This window comes from Dyadobacter sp. CY312 (assembly GCF_021390535.1).
In the GTDB taxonomy this organism is placed as follows: domain Bacteria; phylum Bacteroidota; class Bacteroidia; order Cytophagales; family Spirosomataceae; genus Dyadobacter.
Map to the genome: position 1 here is coordinate 49,099 of NZ_JAJUXG010000027.1, position 19,672 is coordinate 68,770.

Annotated in this window: 14 protein-coding genes and 1 pseudogene; 4 read left to right on the plus strand and 11 right to left on the minus strand. The window is 41.7% G+C overall.

What is annotated here, in order from left to right:
• Positions 1-58: 58 nt before the first annotated feature.
• The 11 genes from LZG71_RS27895 to LZG71_RS27945 all read right to left on the minus strand — a co-directional run bounded on the left by LZG71_RS27895 (position 59) and on the right by LZG71_RS27945 (position 12,780).
• Positions 59-901, minus strand: coding sequence for a relaxase/mobilization nuclease domain-containing protein (locus LZG71_RS27895; protein ID WP_233826075.1), 843 nt, complete (start codon positions 899-901; stop codon positions 59-61).
• Positions 898-1,560 carry a plasmid mobilization protein gene (locus LZG71_RS27900; RefSeq protein WP_233826077.1) on the minus strand — a complete coding sequence of 221 codons (663 nt, stop codon included), beginning with the start codon at positions 1,558-1,560 and terminating at the stop codon, positions 898-900. Before LZG71_RS27900 ends, LZG71_RS27895 begins: the two co-directional genes overlap by 4 nt.
• 293 nt (positions 1,561-1,853) lie before the next feature.
• Positions 1,854-2,387 carry a hypothetical protein gene (locus LZG71_RS27905; RefSeq protein ID WP_233826079.1) on the minus strand — a complete coding sequence of 178 codons (534 nt, stop codon included), beginning with the start codon at positions 2,385-2,387 and terminating at the stop codon, positions 1,854-1,856.
• Positions 2,380-3,081, minus strand: a complete 702-nt coding sequence (locus tag LZG71_RS27910) for a hypothetical protein (protein ID WP_233826081.1) — start codon at positions 3,079-3,081, stop codon at positions 2,380-2,382. The genes LZG71_RS27905 and LZG71_RS27910 overlap by 8 nt, the downstream gene beginning before the upstream one ends.
• Entirely contained in the window at positions 3,078-3,416 is a 339-nt protein-coding gene (locus LZG71_RS27915; protein ID WP_233826082.1) for a hypothetical protein, read from the minus strand. The genes LZG71_RS27910 and LZG71_RS27915 overlap by 4 nt, the downstream gene beginning before the upstream one ends.
• Complete coding sequence (locus LZG71_RS27920; protein ID WP_233826085.1) at positions 3,413-3,664, minus strand: hypothetical protein; 252 nt, start codon at positions 3,662-3,664, stop codon at positions 3,413-3,415. Before LZG71_RS27920 ends, LZG71_RS27915 begins: the two co-directional genes overlap by 4 nt.
• Before the next feature lie 121 nt (positions 3,665-3,785).
• Complete coding sequence (locus tag LZG71_RS27925; RefSeq protein ID WP_233826089.1) at positions 3,786-4,577, minus strand: hypothetical protein; 792 nt, start codon at positions 4,575-4,577, stop codon at positions 3,786-3,788.
• Positions 4,578-5,239: 662 nt separating this feature from the next.
• Positions 5,240-5,881, minus strand: coding sequence for a hypothetical protein (locus tag LZG71_RS27930; protein ID WP_233826091.1), 642 nt, complete (start codon positions 5,879-5,881; stop codon positions 5,240-5,242).
• 2 nt (positions 5,882-5,883) lie between these two features.
• The gene (locus LZG71_RS27935; protein ID WP_233826093.1) at positions 5,884-8,229 is read right to left on the minus strand and encodes a carbohydrate binding domain-containing protein; all 2,346 of its coding nucleotides are present in this window, start codon (positions 8,227-8,229) and stop codon (positions 5,884-5,886) included.
• A 777-nt stretch (positions 8,230-9,006) separates the two neighbouring features.
• Entirely contained in the window at positions 9,007-9,858 is an 852-nt protein-coding gene (locus LZG71_RS27940) for a response regulator (RefSeq protein WP_233826097.1), read from the minus strand.
• 951 nt (positions 9,859-10,809) lie between these two features.
• The gene (locus tag LZG71_RS27945; protein ID WP_233826100.1) at positions 10,810-12,780 is read right to left on the minus strand and encodes a T9SS type A sorting domain-containing protein; all 1,971 of its coding nucleotides are present in this window, start codon (positions 12,778-12,780) and stop codon (positions 10,810-10,812) included.
• Between the two features lie 808 nt (positions 12,781-13,588).
• On the opposite strand from LZG71_RS27945, the gene LZG71_RS27950 reads away from it, so the two are divergent.
• From LZG71_RS27950 to LZG71_RS27965, 4 genes and pseudogenes are all read left to right on the plus strand, one after another.
• Entirely contained in the window at positions 13,589-16,777 is a 3,189-nt protein-coding gene (locus tag LZG71_RS27950; protein ID WP_233826102.1) for a SusC/RagA family TonB-linked outer membrane protein, read from the plus strand.
• Positions 16,778-16,789: 12 nt separating this feature from the next.
• Positions 16,790-18,655, plus strand: a complete 1,866-nt coding sequence (locus LZG71_RS27955) for a RagB/SusD family nutrient uptake outer membrane protein (RefSeq protein WP_233826104.1) — start codon at positions 16,790-16,792, stop codon at positions 18,653-18,655.
• Positions 18,656-19,125: 470 nt separating this feature from the next.
• Positions 19,126-19,416, plus strand: a pseudogene (locus LZG71_RS27960) (response regulator); the annotation flags it as partial.
• Between the two features lie 61 nt (positions 19,417-19,477).
• Positions 19,478-19,672: hypothetical protein (locus tag LZG71_RS27965; protein ID WP_233826109.1), on the plus strand; the 195-nt coding region annotated here is incomplete at its 3' end.

Consider the following 19,672-nt stretch of genomic DNA (forward strand, 5'->3'; position numbering starts at 1 on the left):
TGGAGCATCTGGTTATGAGTGGTTTCTATCATTTAGAAGCAAACCCCCATTTTAATTATTAACTTATATTGAGTCTTTTCCTTTTCCGCAAACTCTTTTCTTTTCTTTCTAATTGTTCAAGCTGCGGGGCTGCACCCAACCGTTTTTCCAGATTAGCCATAGAATACTCCCTTCCAATCTCAGAGCCCTTGATCTTCGTTCCGTTGTTAGTATTGACAAACGCAATACCGCGTCCCAAATAGGTTTTGTAGCCATGCCCTTTAAGCCTCTCTTGCAGCTCCTGTAAGGAAGGGACCACAGGCAAATGCTGGTCGATCAGCGCTTTGAGGTTCAGGATCGCTTGATTAGTCTGGTGCTGCTTTTGTCTTTCGGGATCAGTCAAATACATTTCCGGGGTGAGTTCAAGGCCCAGAGTCAGCTCCATCTTCCGACAAAACTTTCCCGTCCTGGCGTAATTGTTAAAATGGTCAGCCGTGTTTTTTCCATTGTAATTGATCCTGTTTGCGGCGACATGGATGTGCTCGTGCGCCTTATCCAGATGCCGGAATACGATGAGCTGGTTGTTCTCAAAACCAAAGTCTTTGGCAAATGCAGTAGCGATTTCCCTGATCTGTTCAACAGTTGGCTTTTCGCCAGGCGAAAAACTGAATGACTGGTGCCAGACGAACTTGTTGAGCTTTCTGTTTTTATCCCGGTTACCAAGAAACTGCCTTGTAAGGCTATCCATATCGAAACGCCCATCAGGAAGTTTTTCTAGTGACAAGTTCTGGATATAAAGGATTTCGCCACGTACATCTTTCGGTCCGAGATGCTTTCGCTGCTCCGGCGTCAGAAGTTTGTCATAGTAGCAGTAATTAAGAAGTTCTTTTGGGTAATTACCCAGTTCTACGTTTCCGATCATGGTTTTCTGTTTTTTAACAGCTCCTTCACCGAGTCATTCACCGCATCATGCACCATATTCGGATTATCGAGCCGATTATGTTTCCAGGCTTTCAAAGTCCGTATCGTTTCTTCCGTCAGGTAATAGCCTTCATACTTTTCCAGAAGGTTTTTACTTACTTTTAAAATGCTGGCGGTCTTTTCGATTATGCTCGCCTTATTTTCATTTTCCGGAAGTACTGCTTGCAAATACATTTCGAGCTGCTGCATCCAATCCCGAACGTTAGACAAGTTCTTTCTGATCGTCCAGATCTCAAAATCTTCAAAGACCCATTTGGTAATCAGATCGGAAAGCATTCTCACATTTTTACTACTCTCCTGCCAGCGCTGAGAAAGCATATCTGCATCCCTGGCTTTGAGTACTGCCAATGAAAGAATTCCGGCAAGCTTTTCAAGGATCAGAATCGTTTCTGCCGTTCTTGCCGGAAGCGTTTTTTTCTGTGGTCTTTTAATAGGACTGTTCAGCGCAAGCGTCAAAAAGTACTGGCTCGCGGAAAGCCCGCTTCTTTCAATATCCCGGTTTAACAACTCCTTTTCTTCTTTGGTGGCCCATATCGAAAAATGGGATCTTCTTACAATCTTTTCATTTTTAGATGGCCTGCCTTTTGGTTTCTTTTCCATAATCTTGAAAAATTTAAAGTGATCTAAAACAATGAGCTATGAGCCCAAAGGCGAATAGCTTGGGGGTCAAGGGGGCACAGCCCCTTGCAAGCTCCCGCCGGTCGACGTTTTTACGGCGTACCGGCGATAGCTTGATTTGGAGAAGCCAACGCCTATGCTCTATTGTGGCCGGTTTGTTTCTAAATTGGCTTTCATGATTACCCTTTCGGGCTGACTTTGGCATATTATTGCCTTCTCGGACTGACTTCTGCCTAATTTTTGGACTATTTGGGATTTAATGGAAAGATTTTGGATCATTCCAGCCGTTTAAGGGGCACTTTGACCACTTTTCGCCTCTCGTCAAACTGGTAGGTCTGCCCGAAGATGTGTTTACCCTTTTTGACCGGCTTTAAGATCAGATAAACAACTCCCTCATCCTCTATTAATGTCCCCTGACTAATCAGATTCTCATAGCTGGAGACATTGCGGTAGCGCCGGACAGTCTCTTTCAAATTTTCGTAGTCTTTGTACGTACTCATGTAAACGTAACAGAGAATACCCAGGATCAAAGTGCAGATAGCGTACGGAAGGCTTCGCCCCAAACCGTAGCGAAAAGCTTCCGGTTTTGAGGTGAAGTGTATCTGTTTGATTGACCCTTTGAAAGTTTCACTAAGCCGTTTGCTTTCTCTCTGATTGGCAAGCAGCTGGATGTTCATTTTTTCGAACTCAGTTTTGTTATCCAACATCGTAATTGCCGTCCAGTCATCCATTTCCATCCCGTAACGAGCCAGGTAATCTGCCTTAATAAGCAGCAGCTGCTTTTCTTGTATTGGAGCCTGATCAGTCATAACGGAAGTTGATATTGAGTTCTCTTGTAAGCCTTTTTCCCGGACCGCGTTCATAATCCTCCAATGCAAATCCCTTACTCACGCCCGATAGTATTTCAGCACCAACATATGTCTCTGGTTCAAAGTCACCGAATTTCCGGAAAGTGAGACCCATACTTGCACAGTTTTCCGCGAGTTCCGTCGCCAGCTCAGGGAACTTACGAAATCCGGTTACACTTGCCCATACCGTTATCTTAAAGTCCTCTCTTGCGACCTTTACCATTTTTAGCATGTATTCAACCGAAGCATTGTACGCACCTGCGCCTCCGATGACAATGTGAAATTCGATGTCCATATCATCAGCAAATTCCCTTAGCGGTAATTGCACCTCATCAAACTCTATCAATGCGGGGAGCTGCTCGCTTTCTGGTGCACCCAGGTCAATGTAGATTTCCTGGTAAGGACTCCGGGACAGCTTGTCCAGATAAAGAAACAAATTGTCACGTTGAATGGCAGCTCTCTCGTTCAAAAGACTCACCGTATCAAGCTTGTCCTCATCGACAAAACTTAGCTGACGTCTGCTCGTAAACGTAGAGGCATCCATGTCTACAAAAAGGCAATTTTCTTTGTGATGATTTTTAAGGGCCATCAGATACATCAGAAGGGATTTACCAACGCCTCCTTTGGACTGGGCAATAAAATGTAGCTTTTTCATAATGAATCAAGTTTAGATCCTGTGAAGGATGGATTTTTTAATTCTTCTTGGTTTGTCCAGATTTGCTTTTTTGTACTTTTCTTTTCCACTGGCTGCTGCGTGGCTTCAATGACCTCGGGTTGAGCTGGTTTCCACAGATGACAATGTGCACGGATGTATTTGACATCCTGACGGCTTACCAGAGCACTGCCTAAATCTGCATTCATTAGCTCGATGGTAAACCTGGCCGAGTGTTGCTGGTCAAAATAGTGCTCGTAGTACTCGTATAGTTTCCTGCGTCTTCTCACATCCTTGCTTTCAAAAAGCCGGATAAGCTGATCTTTGCTTACTTTCATTGCGGCTGGGTTTGAAGTGAGAAGATCCTTTCCACATGGCGGGTACACTGTATGATATACGGAATTTTGCAGTGGGTACGCGGATGGCAGATTGCTAACTGGGACATTCCGAAAGGAAAAGCGCTGGCCTGTCGGATGTCCGGAAGTGATTCGTAGCCATAAATGCAGTCCGGCGTTTTGACACGAAGTGAGATGTTCCGCAGATCAGCTACCGTCTGTTCTGAAACTTTAATTTGTGAATTGATCATTTGCATCCTGTTTTAATTAAACATGCTGCAAAATTGATCTCGGATTAAGCCAAAAACGTACCTGCTATTCCTAACAGGTACGAAAAGAACATTTAAATGAAATTTCAGGCAAGGATCAGCCTTAAAGATCCCGGATTAGCAGTTTGCAATCCTGTACATGTTTGTAGCGGTTATGGTTCGGCCCGCAGTTAAAGCTATCAAGTTGTTCGCTTTGGAAGGCTTTTACAAATGAATCCGGAGTGATATTATGAGAAAGCCAGCTGTTAAATAGCCTGGCAATTTGAGGTGCATTCAACCGCGTTTCAATATGCCCAAGCTTGTCCAACGCATAATACAATGCCGCAATCCGAAGTCTACTGCCAGTGTTATTGTTCTTAAAAAGGTAAACATCCCCATTCTCAGTACCAGCAATCCACTGCTCTTTGAGTAGAACATCAATGAGTTTGTGAAACTTCGCTCGTTTTTCTGAATCGTCCCTTCCGGTCAGAATCTGGTGAAAATGTAAATGCGCTTGTTTCTTCGAAACTTTTTCCGTTTCTGGCTGCTCAGACTCTTCAAGAAGATGGTGGAATTCTAATTTAAGATCCAGCAACCAGTGATTCAGATCAATCTCAGGTTTCAGTTCTATTTCCTGAGGCAATGTTGTAAGCCACTGGTAGATTTTTTGAACGGTCTGTTCTGCCGCTTTAAAAGAACCGTAATCTTCTCTTGCCAAAAGCTGCTGAAAAACCAAGCGGTTATTTTTAAGAAGGTACCACATCCTTCTACGGATCAAATTGATGCGCTGTCTTTTGGAGCTATTCAGATACCAATAGTTGACAGGTTTTTGCAGAAATTTTTCATAATCATCCAGATAAGTCCTGGTGTTATTGTCAACCGAGAAACTGTGCCGGTTGTGATAAAGGATCAGCATCCTGTTTAGACAGGTCAACTCATTCTGGTAAAAAACACCTGCAAATTCTTCAGACAAGTATTTAAGGAATGGGTACTGTAAATTTGAATTAAGGTTCATCTCTCTCTCTCTTCGTTTTCGTTGCACACAATTAAACCCAGACAAAGTCTGTTTCGCTGACTTTGAAAACCAATATAGAAAAGTAAGGTGAGATTTTCTGTACCTGATCAAATTCTACATGGGTGGACACTTTAACATTATAAAAAAAGGATTTTACTGGTAGGTTTGGAAAATACGGCTCGTAAAACTAGTCTGACGGTTAAATTGAATTAGCCAAAACTTGATTTTTACTGCACGGTTGAACTATCTAAAACTAAATCTTACGAATTATCACGAATATTTTTCTTGCGCGCCAATTGGAAATTTCGGAACCTTTGAGTTACTCTTCAATTTTGGTGAAACTTGAAGAGAAATTTTAACCATTTTAGGGCTGACCAGATCGACGCAAATTTATATTCGCCTTTTTAGAGTATTTGTTTCCTGAGACTTAAAACAATTGCGAAACTTCTTTCATTTGATACTCATTCCATTGAAATTATAAAAATTAGTTGTGATTTTCAGTTATAACTTGTTCCGTATCCATTAAAACCTTTTACCAAAAGTGGCGAACAACCAACCTTTGATCACTCGATTCCGTGGCAAATTGGCCATCTGAACTTTGCTGCATCGACTGCGTTCCACTGCAGAGTCAGCAATACCTTGCTTCCACCAGGTACCGCTTCTGACACCTCCCAAAAGACAGGCACTACTCTTGAAGGATCAGCAATAGTAATGCCATCCAAAGAACTCTGAGTTTTCACCGTAAAGTGATCCACATCTCCTGAGTTTGACAGGGTGAGCGGGGTATAAGATGAAGAAGAGGATCCTACCGGAAAGACAATGTTGGTGTTCCCAACATTATTAATTGTTAGACCGCCACTACCGTCCGTCACGACATATTTGGAAGCGTCGGCACCAATAACGGTTCCACCTACGACCAGGTTATCGCTACTCAGTTTCAATTTTCCTTTTGCAAAAGTGAGATCCTTAGTCACCGTCAATGGACCCTGAATCGTAATTCCCATATCGTTGTTTACAGTCAGAGCTGGTACCGTGTTGTTTACAAATAGCCCAACTGGCAGTGTCTGACCTGTTGTTCCGTTCAGGTGTACCTGAGCCAGTTGGTCAGGAGCAACGGTAACATTCAGATTTCCAGTTTCTGCCGAAACCAAATCGTCCAAATAAAGGGAAGCATTGCCCTCTGACTCAATGGTGAACGTTCCCACTTTTAGATCCAGTTTTCCAGCATGCACCAAATTATCCCACTTTGGATTGATTTGACTCCTGCCGGGTTATCGATGATTAAGTTACCCCAGGTTCCATTGTTAAGAGCGGATGCCCCAGGTATGATTTGTTTATCTGCAGCAGCAAATATAACGCTACCGTTATTAGTCAGGGGATGAGCAGGATCAAATGTCCCGAATAAGGATGATTGATTGATCAACTGAACGTCCTTTGGTATAACTGTGGCCGCAACATTGTTTGACCATCTGTGTCCTGGAAGGATCGTAATTTTTGTTGCCTTATTACTTGGTGGATTGGAAGCATCAGACTGTACCCATGCTGTTCCGTTGTATACCTCCCAGTTGACATTGCTCCCAAGGTCTACATCTCCGGTACTGCGGTATTCATTCAATTTTTCACTAGGTTCAGTCACTGTTACGTCAGCTATTTTAGCCCACCCGCTAAGCAACGTCGGATTTTGTAGTGCCAGTTTAATTTCAGGATTGTTGTTATCTTCTGAATTAATGATCGCCGCACCGAAAACATATTGTCCGCTGGAAATATCGCTAACCGTTACATCCAGATCGTATTCGTTCCTACTGCCTTCAATCCAATTGGCAGGGTTCGCAGCGGGATCGATAATCAATTTTTTAACAACTCCGGTACCGGGTTCAAGGAGGGCGAATGCCACTTTATACTTGTTATTCCAATGTTTATTGTTATTAGGACATACACCGATGGCGATATTCTTCCATATGTGTCCAATCCTGAATGGTTGACCCGATTTAATAGTAGTCGGCAACGATACACTCGATGGATAAAGTCTGTAACCGCCTTTCACCATAAAGCTCTGAACCAATTCGGGTGCGTCCTTTACCCAACCTTCTGTTTCAGCAACTTCGCGCAGATCCAGGTAGTTAGCATGAAATTTGATAGCATCATTGTAAGTGTGTTGATAGGTTGTTTTCCATGTAGAACCGGCAGGATAGGTATGATCACCTTGGTCCTCCCAGGGTTTCCAGGTCGGGCTAGCTTCCTGACTTCCTCCCCAGTAGCACTGTTCCCCCACAAACATAGCAGCCGGAAAGAGTCGGTTATGCAATTGTTCTTCTTCCCAGGTAATGTACTTGCTTCCAAGTCCGTCGCGACGGGGAACGTAGTTATTTTTAATAAATGCATTATCCCGGAGTATATCGTAATTGGTGGAATGAAGAATATTAGAGGTAACTACAGGAATGACCCTTTTAAAACTAGATCCGTATAAATCATATACCCATCTCCATACCTGCGTTTTCGACTCCCATGCATCATTCAGGTAACGTTCACTGTGACCTTCACCCCACCATCCAAAATTGTATCCATCCACATAGTCTACCACAGCCGGATCGTCAAATTCTTTTGCAAAGGCCTGTATAAACTTGGTGAATTTCTCCTGAAAAACAGGATCGTCTAGGTAAGGATTGTCATTATTTCTACCATCACTGGTTTTATAGGATTTGGCGCCAGCGTCAAATACATATTTCGGTGTGCTTTGGTGCCAGTTATCCTGCGAATCCGTGTAAATTCTAAATGCCAGCTTCAACTTACGATCCCTTGCCCCTTTAACTAATGCCTTGAAATTATCATTAAACAACCACGCGTATTTGCCTTCCTCCGGCTCCATTTCCGCCCACCTCCAGCGGATGTAAAAGGTAGACGCATACTTATCTGCGTTTGCGCCTTGTCTTGCCCAATAAGTGGTAGCATTAGCTACATCGTCAGCGGCATCGTCGTATAATGTCCAGCCCATTCCTGGATTTCGTATAAGAGAAACCTGGTCCGGACTAAATGATAAGGTCGAATTGTTGGGAGCCGGTGCATTGGCTTCCCTTATGCTAAAATCATCTCCATATGCCCAACTGCCTATATTGGGCTTATAAAAATAAACTTTTGCCGTTGTACCGGTACCCGTCGTAAATTTAAAACTGAGCTTGGTGTAGGTAGTTGAGGATGATAAGACGAAGCCACCTCCTGAGCCACCACTAAGATCTAGTCCCAACCTGACCGATTGACCAAAATCCTTGAGCTTAACCCATCCTTCCAGTACGTATGCCGTATTTGGTTTTAAACCGGCAATTTGTTGTTCAATACTACATTCATTACCGGTCAATTGAATGGCATAGGTGCCCGATTTAGCATCGTGGTCCACCACATCTATCCATGCACCATCCGGTGTCCATTTAGTCCAGGGGGATATATCCCATGCATTTCCATTTGGTTTATCTTCGAAGCTTGAATTCCTGACAAGCTGAGCATTGACATGTGACAGCATGAAAATACATGCTATAAATAAATAAATTTTTTTCATCATGTTGTTTAATGGTTTAGTGTTTTTTTAGCGTAAGCACTTCATGTATGTAAATTGTTGTCTACAAAAGCCATGATGATACAGTTGTGTAGTAAATACTTCCATCCATCCTCGAAGCATTGGGTTTTGACTATTACACATTTTTTTAAGCATCCGGCGCAACCTCATCGGCCAATATTTTGTAACTATTTTACTATAAATTATAATAAAAATATACATAGTCAAAAGTAGGGCATGCTAGGTAATACCAGGAGGGAATAAATTCTGTTTGGTGGGGTATTTTTGATTTTCTCGTAAAGGTTGGTTGTGGAATTCGGTCAAAGTGTCCCCCCATTTTGGATCCCACTCAATACCTGAGAAATAGTTACTGTGAAATCAACCTTTTTTGAATTAAACTACTCACGCAAAAATTGCACTGGGAGAAGAATTTGAATGTAGGCTCATTTTATTCCGCTTAACGGGGAATTTTAAAGTTTGAGGTATCCACCATAAGGAAGTAAAAAAAGGAAGTTCCTTCCAACGGAAGTACTTAATAACATTGGAGCAAGAATCAGCGATAGAGAGTATTGTGGGAGGTCAACTTGGATGAGGTATAGCTCTATTAATAGCCCTATTTCAATACAAGCAAAATAGTCGGTAATTATTCTAAGCCTAGTTCTATCCTATTGTCGACGCTAACAGAATTCCCAGAGTTAACCCTAATGATACATTGTTTCGACCCTCAGAACGCGAACTTCCCACGCCTAAAATGCGACCTAATACGATCTCGCTGGGAGATTTTCACTTTGACTGTTGCAGGCCACTCACATACGCAGAGGGACTCATGCCAAACTGCTTTTGAAAATCTCTTGAAAAGTTAGACGGTACACTGTAACCCACCATATCGGCCACTTCATTGATTTTGTAGTTATTCTCTGCCAGTAATGCCGCCGCCTTTTTAAGCCTTGATAGGTTGATCAACTCATTGGGCGACATATCCGATATCCCCTTTATCTTGCGGTACAACGTTGGGCGGCTCATGTTCATCAGGGATGAGAGTAGGTCAACATCCAGGTTGCTATCCGTAACTCGTTCTGAGATGATTGTATTAAGCTGTTCGAGAAAATTTTGATCGGCCTTTGAAAACCCTATGCCTTTCATATGCGTAAGGGGAGAGTGGGCGAAGTACTCTTTAACAATATTGCGGTTTTTAATCATGCTAGCTATTTGTGCAGATAAAAAATCCAGAGAAAAGGGTTTTTCTATATAGGCATCTGCCCCCTCTCCCAATCCTTCTAGTTTTGATTTGATTGAAGTCTTGGCCGTGAGCAAAATAATCGGAATATGGCTAAAACGAACATCATTTTTCATTTTTCTGCAAAGTTCAATACCATCCATCACAGGCATCATGATATCACTGATAACCAGCTGGAAATTTTCCTTTTGTAATAGATCGATAGCTTGCTGTCCGTCAGACGCTCTGAAAATATTATATGACCCGCCGAGGTCCCTGGCAAGATAATTGAGTATTTCCAGATTATCTTCCACCAGCATAATGAAAGGTTTGGACGGATCCTCAATGGCTTCGACTTCATTATCGTCTGTCCAAGCCAGATAGTCTGCCTTGCTATAATCTTCCCCTTTTAAGTCCATCTGATAGTCCTGATGAATGGGGAGCGAAAGCAGAAAAAACTGTTGACAATCATCCGTCACACACCGTCCAACCCTCAGTATAACAGGTTCCCCGTTCCCAACAGTGCAATAGCAGGTAACAACAGCCTTAAGCAAAATGATGGATATTAAAGCGTTAACAAAAGACTTGTCAATGCGGTAAGATTTTACTCTTAGGTATTCTGTCGAGTCTATATTCTCTACCGCCTTACCCATATCTCACATTCACTAAGAATTATAAACTATGGTTAAGTCGGTAGATATGTCTAAGTTAATTAGTAGGTCGCTTGAAAGCGGGGTAAATCAAAATCTACTTCGTAGTTTGCAATACCACATTAGCAGACTAGGTAGGCTTCGGGTAATGATGAAACGCCAAAAAACTGGGGTATAGGCATTCACACACCCATTCAAAAATCACCTGTCACAATTTACCAACTAGATAGCCATGAGAATTACTGATACAAATACCCCCCGAAAAAAGGAATTTACTCCCCCTTACATCACATATTTTAAGTGAAACTTTGTAGCCGAAAAATAACCAATAAATCAGCCATACTTTAACTTTTTGTGTCAAAATCGTACGCTCCTTAAACTTCAACAGTGAATGAGCATTTATGATAAAGTTCTTGATATTTTGATGCTGATGCAAGGAGTATAATTGAGATCATCATTTGGAACATTCCAATAAAGAAGCAACCTCTTAGCCATGAAGTATTATACACACACTACTCCCACATATATTAAATCTTGATTCAGTCCTTATTACCACAATTGTAATTCAAAAACAGAGAACTAACAACTAATTAGAAAAAGGTCAAAAACACTTGCGAAAAGCATTTTTGACCTTTTTCTATCTTAACTGAGCTAACAAATAAAATTAGAGTCCACCAAGCTGACTACGCATCCTAAGAGGTGACTTTCAAATAAGCTCCTTTACTTTTTGACTATAATTTTTTGACTTAACGACGCACCATTTTTTAAATTGAAATGGATTATATAAAGACCATTTGTAAGAGAGCCTATTTCAAGGTTATTATGCATCAATGCACCTAAATCGAGTTTCAGCATCCCAAACTGATCGTAAATTTTTACACTATTTACATTTTCCATATCTAAATTGGATATATTCAGGACTGTGGATACCGGATTTGGATAAAGAGAAACGAGTGATTCTAAGTTTTTTGCAACTAAACTTTTGATTGAGCTATAAGCGTATGAATTATCATTATCGACCATTTTTAAGCGGTAATAAATCGTTTTCATAGCGGCGATATCTGAATCTACAAACTGGTAGTTACCGATTGGGTTACTTCCAACGTTAGAAACTGCGTTCCATTTTTTTGCATCAGAACTTTTTTCTATCTCAAAATGAGAGAAGTCAACTTCGTCAGCTGTTTTCCATTGAAGGAGGGCATTTTTATTTTCAAGTGACACATCAAACTTCACCAAACGAACCGGTAATGGATCCTGAATCCATTTAACTGAAATGGAACGGAACGGGCTAGCTATATTTTCCTCTCCTATGTGCAAAAACTCCTGGGATTCGAGTGAGGCGCTGCATGGTTTATAAACTTGAAGGTTATTAATGTTATAATAGAGCGGATTATCATAAATAGCCTTAATAAAAAACTCGCCTACCGTTGACGAGCTTAAAGTAAGTGTTGCCACAGCTGCTGTAATTGTAAGATTTGTACCTGAAAGTGTTCCACCTGTTACAGACTGAATAGTAACACCCGTAGGTATTTCAATTTTTACAACATTGGTTTGACCACTTTGAACAGAAGACCAAGAAAATGGAATCTCAACTTGAATAGTGCCTGTATTAACGATATCCTCACCAGTTTCTCCACTTGGAAAACTCATACTAAATGTAGGTTCAGGAGGTGAGGGAATTGTCGGAACAGCAGTCTGTGCTTGTGCTTCCCAACTACCCGGGGTAAAAGTGTTATTGATTGGGTTCGATTGGGTTCTCCAAATTCCTAACTGTATATCACCCTTAACGTCATATGTTGCTCCATCTGCTTGCCTGATCAGCCATAAAATTCTTGCAGTCTTTAAGTTGTCTACACTCGCATTGAAGCCGTCACGATCAACGTCATAATTGGACGTTGAATTAAGCGTATACTGATATTCTCCCGGATAAAACCAATAACCTGGTGAAGGAGACCATTTGGACTGGTCCAGGCAAAATGCAGATTCAACTCGGACAAAATTGCGGTTCTGATCGAAGTAAGCCATACACGCTGGAAAAAAGTTGTAAGATGGGGTGCTTAGATTCTCCAATTGACTTTCCTGATCATCTACAATTACGTAAGAATTAGGAGCAATAAATTCCTTCCAAACTAGGCCACTTCTACCTTGATTGCAAGTTTGAATCAGAATATCGCCAGTTAAAAACCGAATGATATTATTGTTACTTACATTCGGTGTACTGCCATAAAAAACAATTGTAGCGGTACCATCTACGATGTATTCCTGCCCTACCTTCGAAGCAAAATTACTCGTATTAATGTCATCAACAAGTGTACCCGATTCACTATCACCGCTATATATTTTCAGCGAGGTTCCGGAATTAAAGCTAAGTTTCCACAAATTAAATATCACTTTACCATTACTTGATCCGTCAAGTGTTGGAGAAATTGTGATCGATTTCCTATTGGCAAAAGTTATGTTTTGATTGGGGAAATTAAAATAACCAATTGTTTTCCCTCCTATTGAACCTGCTGGTGAACCCGAAGGAACCGCACCAGGAAATAGATAATCGTGAGACGAGCCACCAAATGCGCCTACATGATATCCACCTGGCAAACTTGGACAGTTTTGTGCGTAGGAAATCGTTGTTATTAAATAAATGAGGATCAGCAAAAGCGAAAAGTGCTTCCATGAATTATAGAATGTTTTCATAAAAAAATTTGATTGTTTGAAAGTTTTTTTACAACACACCACTAAATTACGATAGTATAAATAAAATTACCATACTAATGTAATTTTATTTTTCTAGAAATTATTCGTTTTAAGATATTAGAAAAAGTGTCCCATCACAGCCAGTCATCTATAAGTTAATTCAACTCTATCCTTGCGAAGTTCTCAGCAGCACCGCATTGACTATGTTTTGATAGGATCACTTTTAAAGAGTTACCCCATCTTCCAGCACGGTGTACTCAAAGCATAGTCGGGTTTCAATCTCCCAAATCCTTACCCTGTTAAGTCTTAGTTAATTCTGGTAAGTCCTGGAGAATTAGTTTAGGCTTACTCCCACACAACCTACCAAATCTCCACATTCTCCGCATTGCGTATTCCACTGTCGAGGTTTTATTAGATGGATGAGAAACTCATCAGTACATGGATAGAAGTTCCTAAACCATGGCAGAAATCGTGGTTTACGGCATAAATACAGACAAATACACCCCCTCGGCGAGACATTAGCCTCCCCTTCATTGCATATCAATCCGATACCTTTGTACTCTTTCTATTCATTTAATTCAATATTTTCAAAACATTCTTCAATATGCTTAGCGTTTCACTTTGCCGGTCTGGATGATATACCATTACAGCGTATGATTAAAATGCTACAATCATTTGATCTTTATAATAACTAAAGAAAGAATCATTTGATCTATTTCGTAACACAGCGCCATTACAGTGGGGGCAGCGTAGCAATGAGCGAACTAGTATCACTTTCGATTATTAAACCCAATAAACTAATATTAATATGAAAAAACATTTGCAATGGATCTGTCTGTATCTGATCCTGGGCATCGGATACTCATCCGCTCAGGACACCAAGGTGACAGGAAAAGTAAAGGATCAAAATGGTAATGCTTTACCTGGTGTCAACATTGTAGTGAGTGGCACTTTACAGGGTACTGCGACTGACGCAGTAGGAGATTTCACAATTAGTGTACCTGCCACTGGCGCATTGACTTTCTCCTTCATAGGATACCAAAATCAGACGGTACAAGTAAACAAGCGCACCGCAATCGAAGTAACACTGGAAGAAGATTTGAAAAATCTGACCGAAGTGGTTGTGGTTGGATATGGTACTCAAAGTAAAGCAAAAATATCCGATGCCATCAGCACGATTAAAATGGACAATGTCCTTCGCGACCGTCCCGTAAGTAATCTCGGTGCGGCACTGGAAGGAACCATTCCTGGTATGAGTGTTTCCATCGGGTCGGGGCAGCCAGGTACCAAACCCAGCTTCAATATCCGTGGGTATACTTCTTTAAATGGCGGAGACCCATTATTTGTAGTGGACAACATGCCCATTGATGATATATCAGGGTTAAACCCTAGTGATATCGAAACTGTTTCGGTATTAAAGGATGCTGCTTCTTCGGTGTTATATGGAGCACGGGCAGCCTTCGGTGTAATACTGATCACCACTAAAAAAGGCAAGTTTAATCAGCCTACCTCCTTTGAATATGCTGCCGGTTATTCCCCAACACGGGTAAGTACCATGCCTAAAAAATTGAACGTGAGAGAATGGGTCAATGTGATGGAGAGCATAGGGCAGACTCAATGGTGGAGCGGACAAAACATAGCTAAGTATAAATCTTTATTGGATCAATACGAGGCCAATCCTTCTCAATTCCCTGCCAACGGTATAGCGAAGGAGGAAGTAAATTACTCACTGAGAACTTATAATCAGTTTGCTGACTTCTTTGAAGGCGGTCAACAACAGTACCACAGTTTCACTGCCAGCGGAGGATCCTCAAATCTATCCTTCAGGTCGTCGGTGCGTTTTGATAACGAAGATGGAGCGATTGTGGGACCTAATGATAAATATAAAAAATGGACCACCAATAACACGATCACGGCACAACTCACGCCTAAGGTGAACTTTTCGGCCAATATCTTTTACAATAACTTTAATAAAAGAGAACCGGCAGATTTGGGATTCCCTTTTTATGCCATGGTAACCCAGCCAAGCTTTGCCCCTACCGGTTACGATTCGGTGATGACAGAAATCGGCATGCAATACCTACCCCGTGGAACCAAGAATAACACTGTACAACTTCAAAATCCACGCATTAAATATGGTGACCAGCTGCGACTTTCGTCGAAATTAAACTTTGAGCCAGTAAGGAACCTGCTGATTACAGGAGAATATACTTTTGAAAGAACCGCTGAAAATGAAACCCGCAGTGATAACAATAGCGTCATACGAATGTTTCATCCTGAATACCTTACCTATACCCCGCTGGATCCAAATGCCCAGAGCTACACGAGTTATTATAAAAATAATAATCTGAAAAATAATCAGATTTTAAATGCTTTCGGGAAGTATACCTTTGATCAATTGGCTGACCATCATCTGGAACTCATGGTGGGCACTAACCAGGAGTATGTTACTTATGAAAAGGCTTCCGTATCCCGAGAAGGCCTTTTATCACTGGATGCGCCCGCTATCAACACGGCGACGGGCCCGATTACCGGTGGAGATGAATATTGGAGATATGCTGTTTCTGGATATTTCGGACAAATCCAGTACGACTATCAGAACAAGTACATGCTAAAATTAAATGCGCGTTATGATGGTTCTTCCCGTTTTCCAAAAGACAGCAGATACGGCTTTTTTCCATCTGGGTCAATTGCGTGGAATTTGATGAACGAAAGCTTTACGACTCCACTTGAAGGCATATTCAACACGCTGAAATTGAGAGCTTCATATGGCTCTATAGGCAACCAGGTTATCAAGGATGTGTACTACCCGGCCATAGCTACCATGGATGTAAACAACAACGCCGGTTGGCTCAATCCAACTGTGAACTTACCCTTTAATGGCGTCTCTACGCCTGGTCTGATCAGTAAGAATCTAACTTGGGAGACCGTTACCACCCTTGGCGGTGGGCTGGATGGTACGGCTTTAAGAAACCGACTGAATTTTAGTTTTGATTTGTTTAAAAGAACAACCTCGGGTATGATGGTCTCTGGAAAACCTCTACCTGCCATATTGGGGACCTCCGCACCCAGGAGCAATGCTGCCGATATGGAATCCAAGGGGTTTGAGCTAAGCATTGGATGGAGTGATCAGATTGGAAATGTTCGCTATAATATTTCAGCAAACTTAGCCAACGACAAAGCTTATATCACCAAATTCGATAATCCTTCCGGTACCCTAGACAACTATTATGTAGGCCAACGCAGGGGGGAAGTATGGGGATTTGTCAGCGATAGATTGTATCAGGTATCTGATTTTGAAGATGGAACTTTGAACAGCTCTTTGACAGGCGGAAAATTAAAAAGTGGCATACCGTACTACGAAGGTGCTAGCCCAAATCCTGGCGATATGATGTATAAGAACCTGGATGGTGATAAAAAGGTGGATGGTGAGGGAAACTCACTGCTAAACTGGGGTGAATATACTGTATCTAACCCTGGTGATCGGAAGATCATAGGAAATGAGAGCCATCAGTATCGCTTTGGTGTAACCGGAGGTTTGGATTTCAAAGGATTTGACTTTTCGTTCATACTAAATGGTATCGGAAAAAGGCAACGTGATGTTAACAATGCATTTTTCCGCCCTTGGCAAAACCAATACTTCGATATCCTGGCTGCCAGTACCGACTTTTGGACCGTAAACAATACAGATGCACATTATGCCCGGGTGTATCCACAAGCAGGTGGGAATGCATGGCTAGGTGGTAACGCTCAAACCAGATACCTGAGAAGCTGGGCCTATCTACGGGTCAAAAATATTGCACTAGGTTATACTTTCCCCGAAGGCTTTTCCAAAAGGTTAGCCCTCAAGAAAGTACGCCTATTCGTATCGGGCGAGAACTTATTTACCATTGACGCTCTTCCTGATGGCATTGACCCCGGAGCTGATGATTTAGGTAGCGGTGCGATGTACCCTTATCTTAAGAAGTTTAACATGGGGATCAACGTAAATTTTTAAACTTAGACAAACATGAAATTAAATAGCAAATATATTATAGCAGCAATCCTGAGCAGTGGCGTATTCTATGGCTGTGATAAGTTAGAGCAGGTGCCAGTGGATAAGCTGAGTCTGTCAACCACCTTAATAAACGAATTTGGCTTTCAAACCTATGCCTGGCAATTCTACGGCGCATTTACAGCCTATGATAATAGCGGTGTAGCTCAGGGTGGAGATGCAGGAACCGTTCCTAACAGGATCGACACCGATGTAAACAGTGACGTGCTTGCCGTTGCTGCTTTTAATTCACAATCCAAATGGCTGGCTCAGCTGATGATTCCATCTGTTACAGATGGATTTTACACAAGCACCTACTCAAGACTCAGAACCATTAATGTGATGCTGGCTAATATCGATAACTCACCGTTATCCGATGAGGGAAAAAACCACTGGCGGGCTGTATGTTATTTCTTCAGAGCCTACAATTACGCGAATCTTATAAATCTCTATGGCGATGTGCCCTACGTTGATAAGTTGCTGACGGACACCGATACAGAGGGTCTTTACATTCCGCGTACCCCACGGGATGAGGTGGCAAAGCATATTTTGGATGATTTGAATTATGCCATTGCCAATCTTAGAACTAAAAGTAACCCTGCTTATTTACAACAAAGCAATGCCGTGGACCCAGATGCGGCCCTTGCACTTATTTCCAGATTTGGATTGAGAGAGGGAACATGGAGAAAGTATCATGGACTGGCTGATGCCAACACCTATCTGCAGGCCAGCGCCGATGCCTCTAAAAAATTGATGGATAAGTTTCCTACACTTGCTGCCAGCTATGACGAAGATTTCAACAGCGACGACCTTAGCAACGTTCCGGGCATTGTGATGTTCAAAGCTTATGGTGGAAATGGTACTACGGATGTTGGACAAGGCTTAACGGGAGCACAAATGAGTAGGTTCGGCTTTCTTGACTTGACAAAAGCGGCTGTGGACCAATATCTGTGCACGGATGGACAAACCAGATATACAAGTCCCTTGTTTCAGGGTGACAAAAACGCTTTTGACGAGTTTAGAAACAGGGATAGACGGTTGTATTATACCGTACCTCCGCCGTATAAAGTGGTGATCGGTGAGGGTAACACCGCAAGAACCTTTACTTATACCACTAACCCGAGAGATACCTCGTATTTCGGTTTAATGGAGCGTATTTCCAATCCACTGGGAAAACTCTTGCCAACCAAAACCATTGGTTTACCTGGTCAACAATTGGTTATAGGTATTGAACCTAATTTCTATGATGTTTCTCTTTACGGTCAGGGAACCAATTACCAAAATACGTTTACCGGTTATCGTCTATACAAATACGCCAATAATATAAGTTCTTCCCGTGGAAAATATTCGGATGCACCTATTTTCAGAATGGGTGAAGTTTTGGTGAATTATGCCGAAGCCATGTATGAGTTGGGACAATTCAATCAAGCCATAGCTGATGCCACCATCAATAAAACAAGAGCACGCGGTAAGATAGCTCTGCTTAATATCGCCAACATACCTAATGATCCAACTCGTGATGCGGGGGTAACACCTATATTATGGGAGATCCGCCGCGAACGTACTATTGAGCTGATGGCGGAAGGTTTCCGATTCAATGATCTGAGAAGATGGAAAAAAATGGAATATGCCACCAAAATAAAATTAGGCAGGTATATCAAAAAGGGTGTTGATGATATTCCCGCTAATACAAGAATACCTATCCAGGGTGGTGGAAACGAAGGGTACATTTCCTATGAGCCGTTACCAAAACCTAACTGGCCCGCTCATTATTATCTTTATCCTATTCCAATTCAGGAAATTAGTATCAATGACAAATTGGTGCAAAACCCAGGCTGGTAGCATTAGTATCGATGAATACATGATCAGGTAATACTTAACGATATCGTTGTAAGATAAGGCATCTAACTAAGTCGGTGAGGATTTGATAATAATCACTCCCGACTTGGTTTTTTGCCGGTATGAAACTTCCCAATCTTCATCACACTAAATGCACAAACCTTCCGATCCAGTTGTGGAGATTAAAATTGTTTTATCCAGTTAACAGTATCGTCAGTATACTAGAAATGGAAAAATTGAGGATGAAAAAACCACAAGACGCAAAATAGAGGTACTCAAGAGAATCCACATCTACGGTCGCGAGTTTCTCATTTCAACTTAAATTAAAAAAGTCCTAAAAAACAAGAATGGAAAAATATGATGATCGTAACCAGCCCCCTTTCAAAAGTCTTACCGGATATAAAATTTTATTGGTGGAAGACAACTTTGTAAATGTTTTAGTGGCGTCAAAAATTTAAAAAAAATGGGGCCTCGAAATTGATACAGCAGGAAACGGTGCCGAGGCACTAAAAAAAGTTATGGAAATATACTATGATCTTATTCTCATGGACATCCAGATGCCTGTCATGGATGGCTTTACATCAAGTGTACAAATAAGAAAATTACCGAACGATAGATTTCAAATTCTTCCGATCATAGCTCTTACTGCCTCTCCTATACAGGACGTCAGAGGATCTATAGCAGCCTCCGGCATGACGGACTACATATCCAAACCATTCAGTATCAGCGATCTTTATCTGAAAATTACACAGTATCTAAATTAGTGTTGATCATCTTAAAATATCAAATTTTGTCTCTTACCTGAAAAATTTAAGCATTTACTAAATGACCCCGAAACGTTTCTTTCGAAAACCTGTCGTATTGATCGGACTAGCCACTATTGCAGTTGTATCATGCATGAAAATGTCCCCCACCGGCACCTCTTCTAAAACCAACAGCAGTGCGCTGATAATTCGGGAAGACGCTGCCACCGGAAAGGCCAGAGCCAAAGAAATTCGTGAGAAAACGGCGGTTAAAGTG

Coding starts and splice junctions, on each gene's coding strand:
- LZG71_RS27895 (WP_233826075.1), bottom strand. CDS start 901: ATGATCGGAAACGTAGAACTGGGTAATTACCCAAAAGAACTTCTTAAT.
- LZG71_RS27900 (WP_233826077.1), bottom strand. CDS start 1,560: ATGGAAAAGAAACCAAAAGGCAGGCCATCTAAAAATGAAAAGATTGTA.
- LZG71_RS27905 (WP_233826079.1), bottom strand. CDS start 2,387: ATGACTGATCAGGCTCCAATACAAGAAAAGCAGCTGCTGCTTATTAAG.
- LZG71_RS27910 (WP_233826081.1), bottom strand. CDS start 3,081: ATGAAAAAGCTACATTTTATTGCCCAGTCCAAAGGAGGCGTTGGTAAA.
- LZG71_RS27915 (WP_233826082.1), bottom strand. CDS start 3,416: ATGAAAGTAAGCAAAGATCAGCTTATCCGGCTTTTTGAAAGCAAGGAT.
- LZG71_RS27920 (WP_233826085.1), bottom strand. CDS start 3,664: ATGATCAATTCACAAATTAAAGTTTCAGAACAGACGGTAGCTGATCTG.
- LZG71_RS27925 (WP_233826089.1), bottom strand. CDS start 4,577: ATGCTGATCCTTTATCACAACCGGCACAGTTTCTCGGTTGACAATAAC.
- LZG71_RS27935 (WP_233826093.1), bottom strand. CDS start 8,229: ATGATGAAAAAAATTTATTTATTTATAGCATGTATTTTCATGCTGTCA.
- LZG71_RS27940 (WP_233826097.1), bottom strand. CDS start 9,858: ATGGACTTAAAAGGGGAAGATTATAGCAAGGCAGACTATCTGGCTTGG.
- LZG71_RS27945 (WP_233826100.1), bottom strand. CDS start 12,780: ATGAAAACATTCTATAATTCATGGAAGCACTTTTCGCTTTTGCTGATC.
- LZG71_RS27950 (WP_233826102.1), top strand. CDS start 13,589: ATGAAAAAACATTTGCAATGGATCTGTCTGTATCTGATCCTGGGCATC.
- LZG71_RS27955 (WP_233826104.1), top strand. CDS start 16,790: ATGAAATTAAATAGCAAATATATTATAGCAGCAATCCTGAGCAGTGGC.